Source organism: Rhizobium lentis, assembly GCF_017352135.1.
Lineage (GTDB): Bacteria > Pseudomonadota > Alphaproteobacteria > Rhizobiales > Rhizobiaceae > Rhizobium > Rhizobium lentis.
On record NZ_CP071454.1, the window covers coordinates 1,118,871 to 1,133,756 of the forward strand.

The following is a 14,886-nucleotide window of genomic DNA, read 5'->3' on the forward strand; positions in this document are numbered from 1 at the left end:
TGGAAATTTCAAGAGGAGGCGCGAATGGCAGCCGTGCCGTGCCGGAAACCGCCGGCGTTGTCTGCCCATCGCACCGGCTTCAGAACTTCTGCTGCGTCATCAGCACTTCGCGGGCGATCTGATCGAGCGGCAGGATACGGTCGACGCCGCCCCTGGCGATCGCCTCCTTCGGCATGCCGAAAACGACGGAACTCGCCTCGTCCTGCGCGACGGTGTAGGCGCCGGCCTCATGCATCTCCAGCATGCCGCGCGCGCCATCGTCGCCCATCCCGGTCATGATGATCCCCATGGCGTTCGATCCGGCCGAACGCGCCGCCGAGCGGAAGAGCACGTCGACCGACGGGCGGTGGCGCGACACCAGCGGTCCGGTCTTCACGCTGACATGATAGCGCGCGCCCTGGCGTTCGAGCAGCATGTGCTTGTCGCCCGGCGCGATCAGCACATGCCCACGCAGCACCGGATCGCCGTCGGCGGCTTCCTTGACCTCGACCTCACAAAGCCCGTTCAGCCGCTTGGCGAAGGCGGCGGTGAATTTTTCCGGCATATGCTGAACGATCACCACGCCCGGCGCATTGGCCGGCAATTCCTCCAGGAATTCGCGCAGCGCTTCGGTACCGCCGGTGGAGGCGCCGACGCAAACCACCATCTCTGTTGTCTTCGCCATCGCCCGACCCGTCGGCGGCGGCAGCATGGCATCCGCTGTCAGCTTCCTGGCCGGCCCTTCCGCCGAAGCCGAGCGGATGGAGCCGGCGGCGCGGCGCACAGTCGTGAGTCGTGCATGCGAGGCGCTCTTGACGACTTCGCGGATGCGCATCGCATCGTCGGCAAGGCCGTCGGCGGCGCCGATCTTCGATTTCAGAATAACGTCGACGGCGCCGGCCTCCAGCGCCTGAATCAGCGTTTCCGAACCGGCTTCCGTCAGCGATGAACACATGACCACCGGAATCGGCCGCTGTGCCATCAGCTTGCGCAGAAAAGTAATGCCGTCCATGCGCGGCATCTCCACATCGAGCGTAATGACGTCGGGGGTCTCCTCCAAGAGCCTGCGTGCCGCCACGAAAGGATCGGACGCCACCGCCATGATCTCGATTTCGGGATCCTGCTCCAGAACATGGGCCAGCGTCTGACGAACGCTGGCGGAATCGTCGATGATGAGAACGCGGATTTTCTTGCGCATGAATGCCTCTAGATACGCTGGAACACCGTGTTCGAGACCTGCTTCAGCGGCAAGTCGAAGCCGGTGATCGACTCGGAATGGCCGATGAACATATAACCGCCCTTCGCCAGGCAATCGCATAGACGGTTGAGGACGCCCGCTTGAGTCTGCTTGTCGAAATAGATTAGCACGTTGCGGCAGAAGATGACGTGCATCGGTTCGCCGATCGGGTATTTCTCGTCCATCAGGTTCATGCGGGCAAAACCAATCCTGCTGCGCAATTTCGGCGTGATGCGCACTTCCCGCCGATCCGGCTGCTTGGCTGTCAGCACATATTTGCGCTGCAGGTCGCGTGGCACCGGCGCAATCAGATCGTCCGGATAGATGCCCCGGCGCGCCGTTTGCAGCACGTCGGAGGAAAGATCGGTCGCCAGCACGCTGTAGGAGACATCGCTACGGCCTTCGGTGAATTCCGCCAGCACCATCGCCATCGTATAGGGCTCGGCTCCGGTCGAGCAGGCCGAACTCCAGGTGCGAATGGTGCGAACACCGCTGCCGGCGATCGCCGGCAACGCCACGCTCTGCAGGTAGTCGAAATGCTTGGCTTCGCGGAAGAAGTCAGTTTTGTTCGTCGTCACCACGTCGATCAGGTAGACGGTTTCCTGGGCGAGGCCGTCGTGATTGAACAGGAAGTCGCAATAATCGTCGAAGGTCGAATGATTGGTCGCGCGAAGGCGGCGCCGCAGCCGCCCTTCGAGCATCGTCAGCTTGGTCGGCGGCATCTTGATGCCGCTATAGTCGTAGATGAACCTGGCAAGCTTGTCGAAATTGCGCTTGCTGATCCGGTCGCCCGGCAATTGGGTTTCCGCCATTGCTGCCATACTCATGGAACGCAGTACTCCGTTAATGCGCGGTCAGGCCGCCGATTGCAGAGCCGAGGCATCCTCGCGCGACAAAAGCCGCGCGAGATCGATGATGACGACGAACCCGTTTTCCCGGCGAACGACACCGGCAATATAGTCCGAACGCCAGCGCACGCCGATGTCGGGCGCCGCCTCGATCTGGTCACGCCGGAACGGCGTAACCTCGAAGACGCGGTCGGCGACGAGGCCGAGCGTTAGCAGCCGGCTTTCCATCGGCACGTCGAGCACGAGCACCCGTGTATGTGGCGTCGGCACCGTCTTCGTCATGCCGAGCTTCAATCGAAGGTCTATGGTCGGCACGCCCTGCCCGCGCACGTCGCGCAGACCGAGCAGATAGTCGGGACCATTCGGAATTTTGAACGCTTCCGCATAGTCGAGGATCTCCCGCACGACCTCGACCGGCACGGCGAAAATCTCCTCGCCGAGGCTGAAGGTCACGAATTGCGCTTCCAGAGATGTCGTTGCCATGATCATGCACTTTCCTTGAATTCGGCGTCACCATCATCGGGACCGCCCATGGAGAGATCGAGAGCGAAACCTTTCACCCGCGCCTGCTGGTCGGCGACACTGCTGGCCGCCGGTTTCTTTATCGCCGGCTTGCGGGCGGCGCTGGGGGCCGGGCTGCGGGTAGTCATCTTGACGGCCGGCGCGCGTGACTGGCGGTTGTCTGCTGTATCGACCCTGAAGAAGGCAATCGAGGTCTGCAGTTCTTCCGCCTGGGAGGCAAGTTCTTCCGAGGTCGCCGACATCTGTTCGGAGGCGCCGGCATTCTGCTGAGTCACCTTGTCGAGCTGCTGGATCGCTTCGTTGATCTGGGCCGCACCGACATCCTGCTCGCGGCAGGCGGCGCTGATTTCGGCAACGAGTCCCGCCGTCTTGCGGATGTCGGGCACCAGCCGGCCGAGCATGTCGCCGGCTTCCTGGGCGGCCTTGACCGTATCGCCCGACATGGCGCTGATTTCCGCAGCGGCTGACTGGCTGCGTTCGGCAAGCTTGCGCACTTCCGACGCGACCACCGCAAAGCCCTTGCCGTGTTCGCCGGCACGCGCCGCTTCCACAGCCGCATTGAGAGCGAGAAGATCTGTCTGACGAGCGATTTCCTGAACGATGCTGATTTTCTCGGCAATGGTCCGCATCGCCTGCACGGCGCGCGTCACCGCATCACCGCTGGCTTCCGCGTCCTTGGCCGACTGCCGTGCGATCTTCTCCGTTTGTGCGGCATTGTCTGCGTTCTGCTTGATATTGGCGGCCATCTCCTCCATTGAGGCCGACGCCTCTTCCGCCGACGCGGCCTGTTCGCTGGCACCTTGAGATACCTGCTCGGAACTTGCCGAAAGCTGCTGGCTGCCGGCGGAAACATTCTCTGCGGCCGAGATGGCATCGGCGACGACGCCGCGCAGCCGCTCGACCATCTGTTCGAGCGCGATGCCGAGCGTGTCCTTCTCCGAAAGGGGCTTCGGGGACACCATGAGGTCGCCGTTCGAAATCTGGTTGGCGATCGTCGCGGTGTTGCGCAGATTTGCCGTCATCCTGCTCATCGAATTGACGAGATCGCGGATTTCGTCATTGCTCTTATGCTCTATCTTCTGCTCGAGATCCCCGATGCTGACGGCGTCGGCGAGGTTGACGGCGCGCATCAGGCCGCGGGAGATGTTAAGCAGGATCCAGATCGCGGCCGCCGACGAGACAAAGATCAAACCAATCGTCATCATGACAAGCAGATTACGCGATTGGGCATACTGCTCGTTGGTGGCCGCATCCGTTTCCGCGAGATTGGCTGTCACGGTGTCGTTCAGCTTGGTGAGAATACCGAGCAGATGGGCCGTCGCCTGCTGCCCTTCGCCCATCGAGATGACGCCGGCTTGAGCATTGGATTCCGTCGTATTCTCGGTGGCGAGACCGGCGATGCGATCCTGCACCGTGGTCCATTTACTATAGAGATCACTGAACTCGGCCATCTCCTTCTTGATCTCCGCATCTTTCGAGGCGGCAAGACGGCCCTGCAGTGTCTTGATGACTTCGTGCTGTTGCGCAATCTCCTCGACATAGCCTGTAATCTTGATCGGATCCGTATTGATGATCGCGTCCTTTTCGGCGCGGATAGAGCGCATGACGGCATCGGAAAGATCGCCCGAATTGCGCAGGTTGGCGACCGGACCGGCGACCATGATCGATATCTGCGTGTTCAACGACGAAAGATTATAGATCGCAAGACCGGCCATGCCGCACGTGAGCAGAACGATGAAACCGAACACCAAGCTTAGTTTGAGTTTGATTGTGAAGCGCATTTCAAGCCCTCGTTAGTACCGCAGCGGGTATTCCGCGAAATCGCACATAGTGCCGTCGTGAAACGCTTCATGCGTTGCCGGCAGGGCCGGCAGGACCAAGTGCGTCCATGCACCGGTTCGATGCTGGGGCCGCTGTCGCCGCGCCCCCAGTCCTGTGTCCGAAGAGCGCTACGCGCTCTCGCGGAATTCTTCGTCCGCCATATCCGGTCCGCCCATCGACATGTCGAGAGCAAACCCCTTCGCACGAGCCTGTTGGGCGGCCACGCTACCGGCAGCCGGTTTCTTGGCCGCAGGCTTGCGCGCAGCGATGGGAGCTGCACCCCGTACCGTCATCTTGACGGCCGGCGCACGATCACGACGGCTGCCAGCCATGTCGACCTTGAAGAAGGCGATCGAGGTCTGCAGTTCTTCCGCCTGAGAGGCGAGCTCTTCCGAGGTCGCAGACATCTGTTCGGAGGCGCCGGCATTCTGCTGCGTCACTTTGTCGAGCTGCTGGATCGCCTCGTTGATCTGGGCAGCACCGATATCCTGCTCGCGGCAGGCGGCGCTGATCTCGGAGACGAGTTCCGCCGTCTTGCGGATATCGGGCACCAGGCGACCAAGCATGTCGCCGGCTTCCTGGGCTGCCGTCACGGTATCGCTCGACATCGAACTGATTTCGGCTGCAGCCGACTGGCTGCGTTCGGCGAGCTTGCGCACTTCCGAGGCGACGACCGCAAAACCCTTGCCATGCTCCCCGGCACGTGCCGCTTCCACAGCCGCGTTGAGGGCAAGCAGATCGGTCTGGCGAGCAATTTCCTGCACGATGCCGATCTTCTGGGCGATCGTGCGCATGGCATCGACCGCCCGACAGACCGCTTCGCCGCTCGCTTCCGCATCCTTGGCCGACTGCCGAGCGATCTTCTCGGTCTGGGCGGCGTTGTCTGCGTTCTGCTTGATGTTGGCGGCCATCTCCTCCATCGAGGCGGAGGCCTCTTCGGCCGACGCAGCCTGTTCGGTGGCGCCCTGCGACACCTGTTCCGAACTTGCCGAAAGCTCTTGGCTTCCGGCAGAGACATTCTCCGCAGCTGAAATCGCATCGGCGACGACGCCACGCAGGCGCTCGACCATCTGCTCCAGAGCGATGCCCAGCGCATCCTTGTCGGAGAGCGGCTTCGGGGACACGGTGAGATCGCCATTTGCAATCTGATTGGCGATCCCTGCCGTGGTCCTGAGGTTGGCGATCATGCTTTGCATGGAGATGCCGAGCGTATCCTTATCCGAAAGCGGCTTGGCATCGGTGGTGAGATCGCCGATGGCGATCTGATCGGCGAGAGCCGCCGTGGCGCGCAGATTGGCGGTCATGGTATTGACCGTGTTGATGAGATCCTTGATCTCGTCATTGGTCCTGACATCGGCCGTCTGGTTGAGATCGCCGATGGCGACGGCATTTGCAACAGTCGCGATCTTTCGTAGGCCGTTGTTGATTCCGAGCGTGATCCAGAGCGCAGCACCAAGCGCGATAAGTACGGCGAGACCTGATGCCGCCGTAAGGATCAGCTTGGTCGAGTTGTAAAGCTCGGTGTTGGAATGGTCGGTCGCCTGCATGCCCTTGCGCTGGATCTCGGTGAGGGCGGTGATCGCGTCACCCATCTCGTTGGTCATCGTTCTCAGATCGCCAAGCGAAAGCGCCAAAGCACCTGATTTGTCCCCCCGAGCGTCCAGGTGCTGCAGCTCGGCGGATTTTTCACGGAATTTCCCGCCCATGGTCCGCAGCTTCTCCCAATGGGGCTTGCCTTCCGGAGACGCGATGGCAAGGCCGGCGTCGACGGCATCGAACATCGCCTGGAGGTTCTCGTCGGCTTCCTTGTAGAAGCCGGCGGCAGCGCCGGGATCGGTGGAAAGCAGCGCGTTCTTCTGGGCTCGAATGGCATTGACTTCGGCGATGTTGGCGTTCAGCGCCAGTTCCAGGCGCCGCATCGGGCCGTCGATCATCTTGCCGCTCGCCTCGTTTAAGGTGCCGAGGCTGAAGCTTCCATAGACCGCGATGCCGACCAGCAGCAGCGTCATGATCCCGAAAGCGAGACTCAATTTGAGTTTGATGGTGAAACGCATGTGATAACCCCAATTCTACGCGTCAAAACGATTGGATAGCGACGTTCCCGTCTAGGGAACATTGAACTTCAAAGTCACATGTCTGAAAGAGGGAAAGCGATTGCATTCACTTCCCGGCAGCCGGACATCGATCGGTCGCAGCGCCAACGCCTACACGCGTTGGGGATATTTCCGCCTCGGGCCACCGGAGCAGCCCGAGGGATCACAGTGAGGCGAAGGCGTTCCCGGCGCTTTCACGGGAGCGCCTAGGCGCTTTCCCTAAAATCGTCGTCGCCGGCATCCGGGCCGCCCATCGACATATCGAGAGCAAAGCCCTTGAGGCGCTGCTGCTGGGCGGAAACCGTCTGGCCGCGGCCCTGGCTTTGCGCCTGCGGGAAAGGTTTGCGGACGCTGGTCTGAGCCGTGAGCACCCTGCCGGAAGTATTCGTCTGGGCCCTCTGGACGCCGGAGCGGGCACTGCCTGCCGTATCGACCTTGAAGAAGGCGATGGAAGCCTGCAGTTCCTCGGCTTGGGAAGCGAGCTCTTCGGAGGTGGCCGACATCTGCTCGGAGGCGCCGGCGTTCTGCTGCGTCACCTTGTCGAGCTGCTGGATCGCCTCGTTGATCTGCGAGGCGCCGATATCCTGTTCGCGGCAGGCGGCGCTGATTTCGGAGACCAGCTCCGCTGTCTTGCGGATATCGGGCACCAGCCGGCCCAGCATCTCGCCGGCGTCGGCGGCAGCCTTGACCGTGTCGCTCGACATCGAGCTAATCTCGGCGGCGGCCGACTGACTGCGTTCGGCAAGCTTGCGCACTTCCGAGGCAACCACCGCAAAACCCTTTCCGTGTTCCCCGGCGCGGGCGGCCTCGACGGCAGCGTTCAAAGCCAACAGATCGGTCTGGCGGGCGATTTCCTGGACGATGCCGATCTTCTCGGCAATCGTGCGCATGGCGTCGACAGCACGCGTTACCGCTTCCCCGCTCGCTTCCGCATCCTTGGCCGACTGCCGGGCGATCTTCTCCGTCTGGGCGGCATTGTCTGCGTTCTGCTTGATGTTGGCGGCCATCTGTTCCATCGAGGCCGAGGCCTCTTCGGCCGACGCCGCCTGTTCGCTGGCGCCCTGCGACACCTGCTCGGAGCTTGCCGAGAGCTGCTGGCTGCCGGACGAGACGTTTTCGGCGGCCGAAAGCGCGTCGGCGACGACGCCCCGCAGGCGTTCGATCATGATGTTGACGTTGCCCAGAAGCTCACCGATTTCGTCATGGCTGGTGATGTCGGCCATCTTCGTCAGATCGCCTTCCGCCACTTCGCGAACCACGCTGTTGGCGCGGCTGAGGCCCTTACTGATCGAGCTGGCGATCCAGAAGGCGGTCATCGCGGCAATTACGAGTGCAACGGCGGCGACGGCGATCATCGTCGTGCGTGTCGTCACATACTGCGCGTCGGCATCGGCGTCGGCGGTCTTCATGCGCTGCTTCTCAAGCGCCAGAATTTCGGCGAGCGTCGAGTCGATCTCGTTGGCAGCGGTACGCGCCGCCGTGATGGAGACGATGTTTGCACCCTCCGCATTGCCAGCCTTCAGATAGTCGCGGATCTGGTCGTCGGCCGCGTTGAACGTCTTGGAATGCTCGGCAATACGCGCCCAGCGCGCCTTTCCTTCTTCCGTGGCAAGCGCGAGCACCTGGTTGAAGGCGTCGCCGAAATCCTTGCGAGCCTGGTTGCCCTTGTCGATCGCACCGGCACTTTCTTCGGCAGTGCGGGCGGTAAGCAGGTTCTTCTGCTGGCGGATAGCTTCTAGCTGCGCGATGTTGATCTGCTGCGCGAGGTCGAGGCGGGCTGCCGGGCCGGCAAGGAGATTGCCGATCGTATCGTTCAGCGATCCGAGGCTGAAGATACCGTACGCGGCCGTGCCTAAGAGCATGAGGATGATGAAGGTGAACGCGGTCACCAGTTTGGTCTTGATTGTCAGTCGCATCGGTTTAACCCCCAATTTGATTCATCCTGCGTCAGTTGACGGCCCCCGCCGCATCATGCCGCGATGAAAAAATCGCCTGCAGATTCGGGAGAATGATGAACTCCCCGCCCCTCTTCACCAGGCAGTTGATGTAGTCGGCGCGCCAGCGCATGCCGACGCTCGGCGGCGCCTCGCTCGCGGTCTGCGCAAGGGTGGTCACCTCGTTCACCTTGTCGGTTCTGAGGCCGACGAGCGTCGGCTCGCCCTGCAGATCTATCTCGATGACGATGAAACGGCTGTCGATCGTCGCCTCTGCCGCTTCCATCCCGAAGGCGAGACGCAGGTCGGCCAGCGGAATGACCTTGCCGCGGAAGTTGATGACGCTGGCGACGAAGGGCTGGCTACCCGGCACCGCGGTCTCCGGCAACAAGTCCAGGATTTCCTGGACGATGACCGCTTCGAGAGCGAAGGTCTCACCGTTGAGATCGAAGGTCAGCACCTCGACTTCCTCGGCGTAGTTCCAGTGATTGTCGAACCGTCCGGCTGTCGCTGCTGCACTCATCCTGCTACCCGCAATTGCGCCTCCTGTTGCTGACCCGCGGCAACCAAGTGCCCGACGTCAAGAATGAGGGCGACGCTGCCGTCGCCGAGAATGGTGGCGCCCGAAAAGGTCGCCACGTCATTGTGCAGTTTCGACATCGACTTGATGACCGTCTGGTGGTCGCCGATGATCTGGTCGACGACGAGGCCGACCCGCTCCGTGCCTGTGGAGATGACGACGACCTTCTGATGCACGTCGGGCTTGGTGCCGGTGCGGAAGAGGTCGCGCAGGCGCAGGAACGGCACCAGGCTGTCCCGCAGCGAGATGAAGCTGCGGCCACGTGAGCGCAGATCTTCCTCGAGCGACAGTTCGAGGCATTCCTCGACTGCCGAGAGGGGGATGACGTAGCGGCCGGAACCGACCCGCACCAGCAGCCCGTCGATGATGGCGAGCGTCAGCGGAATGCGCAGCGACACTTCCGAACCTTGTCCCGGCACGCTGACGATGTCGATCGCGCCGCGAAGGGCTTCGACCGTCTTCTTGACCACGTCCATGCCGACGCCACGCCCGGATAGATTGGTGATTGCCGCCGCCGTCGAGAAGCCGGGAGCGAAGATCAGCTGCAAGAGCTCGGAGTCGGAAAGAGGCTGGCCGGGATGGATAAGGCCGGAAGATTCCGCCTTGGCGCGAACCCGTTCGCGATCGATGCCGCGGCCGTCGTCCTTGATCGAGATGATCACCTCGCCGCCGGCCTGGCGGGCGGAAAGCGTCACCGTGCCCGCTTCTGACTTGCCGGCGGCAAGGCGCTCGGCAGGAGCCTCGAGGCCGTGATCGATTGAGTTGCGCACCAGGTGCACCAGCGGATCGGCCAGTCGTTCGATCACCGTCTTGTCGACTTCGGTGGTCTCGCCCTCGGTGACCAGCTCGATCACCTTGCCGGTCTCGCGGGCGAGATCGTGGACAAGACGGCGGAAGCGGGAGAAGAGCGTTGCGACCGGCACCATGCGCAGCACCATCATCGTGTCGCGCAATTCACCGGACAGGCGTTCGATTTCTTCCGAGACAGAGCGCAACGCAATATCGGCGCTAGCGCTGGCGAGCTGGCTAAGGCGCGATTGCGCGATGACAAGCTCGCCGACGCGGTCCATCAACTCGTCGAGACGCTCGGCCGGAACGCGGACATTCTCGGCCGCCTTCGCCTGGCTGGCGGCTGGCGCCTCACGCTTGGCGGGGACCGCTTCGACGGGACGGAATTCAGGCACGGCGGGCGCCGGGACTGGCGCCGGCGATGCCGTGGCGGCAGTGGCAGACAGCGGCTTTGCCTCAGCCGGGGCGGGTATTGCCCCAGCCGCGCCGTCGATCTCCTCGACGCTGATTTCCATGTCGTCGAGCACGAAGATGAAGACGTCGTCGATCGCCGAACGGTCCTGTTCGCTGATCAGCGTCACATCCCAGAAGATGTAGAGTTCCGTCGGCGTGAACTCGTCGAGAGGCGGAATGGCCGAAGTGTCGGCGCGCACTGTGCACTCGCCGAGATCGCGCAATTCGTCCAACAGGCCGAGCGGGTTGGTGCCGTTGGCCATTGAATTGGCAGGCAAGCTGAAGCGGATGCGCCAGTTGTTCTTCTTTTTTGCAGGAGATTCTCGCACCGCCGCGGGAACCCCGAGAACCGCCGGGGCCGCTGCCGCGGTCTTCCCCCCGACCGCAGCCTGCAGCTGCGCCAGAAGCGTATTCCCATTGTCGCCGTGATCGGCGTCGGGCTGGTCGACGAGGGCACGCATATGGTCCTGAGCAGAGAGAACGGCGGCGACGAGTTCGCTGGTCGCCGCGACCTCGCCCTTGCGAACACGGTCGAAGGCCGTCTCGCAATGATGGGTGAAGGCGGCTAGCGCCTCGAAACCGAACATCGCGCCCGAGCCCTTGAGCGTGTGGAGCCCGCGGAATACGGCGTCGACAAGATCCTTGTTGTCGAGATCGTGTGTCAGATCGAGGAGACCGGCCTCGATCGCTTCGAGGCATTCGGCAGCCTCCATCCGGAATACGGCGACGGGGTCGAGCGTACTCATCTCCCGAGGACCTTCTTCACGATCTTCACGAGACTTTCCGGGTCGAACGGCTTCGTCAGCCAGCCTGTCGCGCCGGCAGCCTTGGCACGGGCCTTGAGATCGGCGTCCGACTCCGTCGTCAGGAAGATGATCGGCACGCCCGCCTGCGCCGGCAGCTTGCGCAGTTCCTCGATCATCGTCAGCCCGTCCATAACAGGCATGTTGAGATCGGTTACGATCAGATCGAAGCTGCTGCCCTTGGCGGCCATCAGACCTTCCGCTCCGTTGACCGCTTCGGTGACACTGTAGCCGGCATTGGTCAGCGTGACCTTTGTCGTCAGGCGGATGCTGGCGGAATCGTCTACCGTCAGGATGTTGGCACTCATAATGTCACCTCTTTATGCAACCAGAACTTTAAGTCTTCGTGATCGAAGGATTCGATGAAACCGGCACGCTCAAGTACCTTCAGCACTGAACCGCTGGCGGGAGAAGAAAGGCTGAACGTCTTTCCGTCGGCTTTCGCTTGACGACGCGCCGCCTCGATAAGTTGAATGAAACTAAGGTCAGCCTCGGCATCAGCGGCAATGCTAATGCTGATAGAATTTTTACTACGAAACTCGCCGTTGAGCTTGGAGTGTAATTCAGACACATGCCGAATGCTTAGAACGCCCGGCAAATTTATAGATTCATAATATTGGCTCTGAGTATTCAATGCAGCCTCCTGGGCTCGAGAAATACTTTCGACCCTAAGAGGACTCTCACGACAGCGTTAATGCAGCGTAAACAGAGGTTGTAGAAAACCGCCGTGAAGCGCATCCCGCGACTCCTAATTCTCATCCGGAATAAGTTGTATCTTTCTCTCAAAATTTAGAGATAAATAAAGTGAAAACAGAATCTTAAATGGTCTCGCTTGGCCATGCACCGCACCGATAGCCTGGTCTCACACCTTTCATTAATCACAACGTGGACGAGTCTGGCGCGTTTACCGGACATTTCCATCCTGCGCGTAGAAATAGAGTCAAATGGCCCGTGTTTTTAAGAAAAGGTACAAATGTGGCACACGCTCTGGTAACATCCAACGCCGCAGCCTTCACATCCGGACGGGCGATCAGTCAGAGCCTGGAATCCGCCCGCAGCCAAGTCGAGGAGCGTTTTCTCGAAGGCGGGTCGGTGCTGCTGTCGGTCATGGATGTCCTCAACCGGCTGCTGAACTCCCTCGAGAGTGTGGCCAAGGCACTCGATTCCACGGAAGCGAGCGATACCAGCGCCGATCTCCGCGCAACCGTGGAAAGCCTGACCGCATTGCCGGCTACCGAAGAAAATCGCCAGCAGGCGCTCATCGCGCTGGCGCAGACCGGCAGGGAACTGCGCAAGCACGTTGCCGACATGCAGGAGACGATGCGTTATCTCAGGACCTTTGCCGTGACCGTAAAGATCACCGGCGCCGGCCTTGCCGAATTCGCCGGCTTCGCCCAGGAGATCCTTGAGCGAATCTATTCGGGCACCGATGAGGTCAATCGCTTCGCCGCCCATCTCGACAGTCTCGAGAAGGAGGTCAAACTCGCCGCATCCTTTGGGGCCAACGTCTCCAAGAGCTATGCCGATACCGTTCCGGCCGTCGCCGGAGCTCTGCGCGATGATGCCGCCAAGATCGCCGAACACCGCAAGAACCTCGGCGTCCTGGCCCGTGAGGTTGGTGTGATCGCGCGCGCTGTCCAGAGCAAGGTCAGTTCGACTCTATCGGCGCTGCAGATCGGCGATATCACCCGTCAGCGCATCGAGCACGTACAGGCAACCTTTTCGCTGCTTGAAGATTTCCTTGCCGGCGAAGATGGCGCCATGCTCGACGCCGGTGCGCGCCAGCGTCTCCAGAATGTCGTTCACCATCTGACCGCGGCGCAGATCAACGATATGTGCGTCAACTTCCAGCGGGAGTCGGCAAACGTCGTCAAGACGATTGGAAGTTTCGATCACGACATGCGGGAAATCCTTAGGCTGCGCGATCAGATGGGAACGGAAAGCGGCGAAGCCGGCGGCAATTTCATGCGCGCGCTGGAATCCAGTGTTTCCGCCGCCCACGAGATCGTCAAGCAGGTCGACACGGCAAGCCGGCAGGCGGACCAGGTAAGCCACTCTACGATCGGCACGGCCGCGAAGCTTTCAGAGGCCATCGCCAACATCCGCGCCGTCAAGACCGACATTCATTATATGGCTTTGAATACCAACCTGCGCTGCAGCCGGCTTGGCGAGGAAGGCAAATCGATCAACGTTGTCACCGCTGAGCTGCGCGTTTTCGCCGGCAAGCTCGATGAGTCCGCCGACGCCATCGTCAACGGCCTGCCGGCGCTCGAAGCCGCTGCAGGGCGAGTGGCACCCGCCGCGCACACCGGCTCCGGCGGGCTGGGCGAGAGCCTCACCTCGGCGGTCGGCAACATCCGTTCCGCGGCCAACGTCATGGAAAACGAGCTGAAGGTGCTCGCCGAGAACGGCCGCGAGGTCGCCACCAAGATCGGCCTGCTGATCGGCAAGCTCGACTTTCAGCACGAGCTCGGCGATGTCCTTGCCCACTGCGCCGATGTGCTCGAAGGCGTCGCCGGTACCGATGTCGCCGATATCTCCGATCTCGCTGACACCATCGCACCGCTCGACCGCAAGATCTTCAAGCTCTACACGATGGTCCAGGAGCGCAGCATCCATCGCGACATCATTCCGGCAATCGAGGAAGGTAGCCCAGTGCCTGCCGAGTCCACCAAAACCGGAAACGACGAGGATCTTTTCGCCGAGGCGCTCTTCTAGAGTATGAAACACGCGGCCGCTATCGGCGCCGGAATCTGTTGGCGGCATCGATCGCCGCCCTCTGCTGATGGTCCTCGATGCCGAGATAAAAATCCTCGAGTGCCGGATCGGCAAGCCCGGCACGCCGCGACAGCACGTACCACTTCGCCGCCTCGATCGGATCGGGCGGCGTGCCGATGGCGTTGATATAGAGATGGGCGAGCTTGTTTTGAGCAGCGACATTGCCGCCATTGGCGGCAAGTTTCAGCCATTCGAAACCCTTGACATAATCCTTGGGTCCACCGACGCCGTTGATGAGCCAGATGCCGAGATCGAGCTGCGCCGTGTCGAAACCGGCGCGCGCCGCGCGCGCCATCCATTCACGGGCGAGCTGCTTCTTTTCCTCCGGCAGGTCCTTCAGCGTCGCATAGAGCTGCGCCACGGCATATTGCGAATCCGCAATGCCCTGCTCGGCCGATTTCTCGTAGAAAGGCAGCGCGAGCTTCAGGCCCTTTTCGCCGGGATTGTCGGCGACGACAATCTGCGCCCAGTTGAATTCGGCTGACGGATTGCCGGCTTCGGCCGCCTTGCGCATGTAATCGTCAGCCTTGACTTTGTCGCGCGCGACACCTTCGCCTTCCATCAGCATCAGCGCATATTTGAACATCGCCGCCGCATCGCCGCCTTCAGCCGCCTTGCCATACCAGAAGGCGGCACTCTTGACGTCTTTCTTGACGCCCAGTCCCTGCGAGAGGATTTCGCCGATCAGCGTCTGCGCCGCCGGATCGCCGAGCTGGGCGCGCGGCAGTGCCTTGTCCATCGCTGTCAGATAATAACCGCGCTGATAGGCGCCATAAGCCTCGTCGATCGGACCCTTGTAGTCCTTCTCCGGCGGAAGATCCGGCAGCTTCGCGCCCATCCGGTCGAACACGCCGACGCCATTGGAGGGTTTCACACCTTCGTCGCCAAGCCGGTCGCTGCGGAAGGTCGCAGCCGGCGCCGTGCCCGGCTGGCTGATCACGCTCTCGGGGGCCTGTGCCAGGGCGATATCCGGCCCGGCCGCCACCAAGGCGGCAATGCTGACGAGGAGGTATTTCAATAGACGGATGGGCGGGATCGGCATGAGCGCG

Annotated in this window: 12 protein-coding genes; 1 reads left to right on the forward strand and 11 read right to left on the reverse strand. The window is 61.8% G+C overall.

From position 1 onward, the window contains the following. Positions 1–79: 79 nt before the first annotated feature. The 10 genes from J0663_RS05440 to J0663_RS05485 form a co-directional block, all read right to left on the reverse strand. Positions 80–1,177: a protein-glutamate methylesterase/protein-glutamine glutaminase gene (locus J0663_RS05440; RefSeq protein WP_207243431.1), complete on the reverse strand. Its 1,098-nt coding sequence runs from the start codon at positions 1,175–1,177 to the stop codon at positions 80–82. A gap of 8 nt (positions 1,178–1,185) precedes the next feature. Then, positions 1,186–2,043 carry a CheR family methyltransferase gene (locus tag J0663_RS05445; RefSeq protein WP_207243432.1) on the reverse strand — a complete coding sequence of 286 codons (858 nt, stop codon included), beginning with the start codon at positions 2,041–2,043 and terminating at the stop codon, positions 1,186–1,188. Positions 2,044–2,070: 27 nt separating this feature from the next. After that, on the reverse strand, positions 2,071–2,553 hold the full coding sequence (locus J0663_RS05450) for a chemotaxis protein CheW (RefSeq protein WP_171049239.1): 483 nt from the start codon (positions 2,551–2,553) through the stop codon (positions 2,071–2,073). After that, positions 2,550–4,367, reverse strand: a complete 1,818-nt coding sequence (locus J0663_RS05455) for a methyl-accepting chemotaxis protein (RefSeq protein WP_207243434.1) — start codon at positions 4,365–4,367, stop codon at positions 2,550–2,552. Before J0663_RS05455 ends, J0663_RS05450 begins: the two co-directional genes overlap by 4 nt. Before the next feature lie 168 nt (positions 4,368–4,535). Next, a complete protein-coding gene (locus J0663_RS05460; protein ID WP_207243435.1) occupies positions 4,536–6,461 on the reverse strand; it encodes a HAMP domain-containing methyl-accepting chemotaxis protein in 1,926 nt (641 codons plus the stop codon). 245 nt (positions 6,462–6,706) lie between these two features. Continuing rightward, on the reverse strand, positions 6,707–8,416 hold the full coding sequence (locus tag J0663_RS05465; protein ID WP_207243437.1) for a methyl-accepting chemotaxis protein: 1,710 nt from the start codon (positions 8,414–8,416) through the stop codon (positions 6,707–6,709). A 31-nt stretch (positions 8,417–8,447) separates the two neighbouring features. Continuing rightward, a complete protein-coding gene (locus J0663_RS05470; protein WP_207243439.1) occupies positions 8,448–8,957 on the reverse strand; it encodes a chemotaxis protein CheW in 510 nt (169 codons plus the stop codon). Next, entirely contained in the window at positions 8,954–11,002 is a 2,049-nt protein-coding gene (locus J0663_RS05475) for a chemotaxis protein CheA (protein WP_207243441.1), read from the reverse strand. Before J0663_RS05475 ends, J0663_RS05470 begins: the two co-directional genes overlap by 4 nt. Then, positions 10,999–11,367 (reverse strand): response regulator, encoded by a 369-nt coding sequence (locus J0663_RS05480; RefSeq protein WP_064804861.1) that lies wholly within the window; start codon positions 11,365–11,367, stop codon positions 10,999–11,001. Before J0663_RS05480 ends, J0663_RS05475 begins: the two co-directional genes overlap by 4 nt. Beyond that, the gene (locus J0663_RS05485) at positions 11,364–11,693 is read right to left on the reverse strand and encodes an STAS domain-containing protein (RefSeq protein ID WP_207243442.1); all 330 of its coding nucleotides are present in this window, start codon (positions 11,691–11,693) and stop codon (positions 11,364–11,366) included. Before J0663_RS05485 ends, J0663_RS05480 begins: the two co-directional genes overlap by 4 nt. A 341-nt stretch (positions 11,694–12,034) precedes the next feature. On the opposite strand from J0663_RS05485, the gene J0663_RS05490 reads away from it, so the two are divergent. Next, positions 12,035–13,777 (forward strand): chemotaxis protein, encoded by a 1,743-nt coding sequence (locus tag J0663_RS05490; protein ID WP_207243444.1) that lies wholly within the window; start codon positions 12,035–12,037, stop codon positions 13,775–13,777. A 19-nt stretch (positions 13,778–13,796) separates the two neighbouring features. Here the strand turns inward: J0663_RS05490 and J0663_RS05495 are convergent, their stop codons facing one another. After that, on the reverse strand, positions 13,797–14,879 hold the full coding sequence (locus J0663_RS05495; RefSeq protein ID WP_207243445.1) for a tetratricopeptide repeat protein: 1,083 nt from the start codon (positions 14,877–14,879) through the stop codon (positions 13,797–13,799). Positions 14,880–14,886 lie beyond the last annotated feature (7 nt).

Excerpts from the sequence above, each read along its gene's own strand:
- J0663_RS05475 (WP_207243441.1), bottom strand. The coding sequence starts at position 11,002 with ATGAGTACGCTCGACCCCGTCGCCGTATTCCGGATGGAGGCTGCCGAA.
- J0663_RS05495 (WP_207243445.1), bottom strand. The coding sequence starts at position 14,879 with ATGCCGATCCCGCCCATCCGTCTATTGAAATACCTCCTCGTCAGCATT.
- J0663_RS05470 (WP_207243439.1), bottom strand. The coding sequence starts at position 8,957 with ATGAGTGCAGCAGCGACAGCCGGACGGTTCGACAATCACTGGAACTAC.
- J0663_RS05465 (WP_207243437.1), bottom strand. The coding sequence starts at position 8,416 with ATGCGACTGACAATCAAGACCAAACTGGTGACCGCGTTCACCTTCATC.
- J0663_RS05440 (WP_207243431.1), bottom strand. The coding sequence starts at position 1,177 with ATGCGCAAGAAAATCCGCGTTCTCATCATCGACGATTCCGCCAGCGTT.
- J0663_RS05455 (WP_207243434.1), bottom strand. The coding sequence starts at position 4,367 with ATGCGCTTCACAATCAAACTCAAACTAAGCTTGGTGTTCGGTTTCATC.
- J0663_RS05480 (WP_064804861.1), bottom strand. The coding sequence starts at position 11,367 with ATGAGTGCCAACATCCTGACGGTAGACGATTCCGCCAGCATCCGCCTG.
- J0663_RS05445 (WP_207243432.1), bottom strand. The coding sequence starts at position 2,043 with ATGAGTATGGCAGCAATGGCGGAAACCCAATTGCCGGGCGACCGGATC.
- J0663_RS05450 (WP_171049239.1), bottom strand. The coding sequence starts at position 2,553 with ATGATCATGGCAACGACATCTCTGGAAGCGCAATTCGTGACCTTCAGC.
- J0663_RS05460 (WP_207243435.1), bottom strand. The coding sequence starts at position 6,461 with ATGCGTTTCACCATCAAACTCAAATTGAGTCTCGCTTTCGGGATCATG.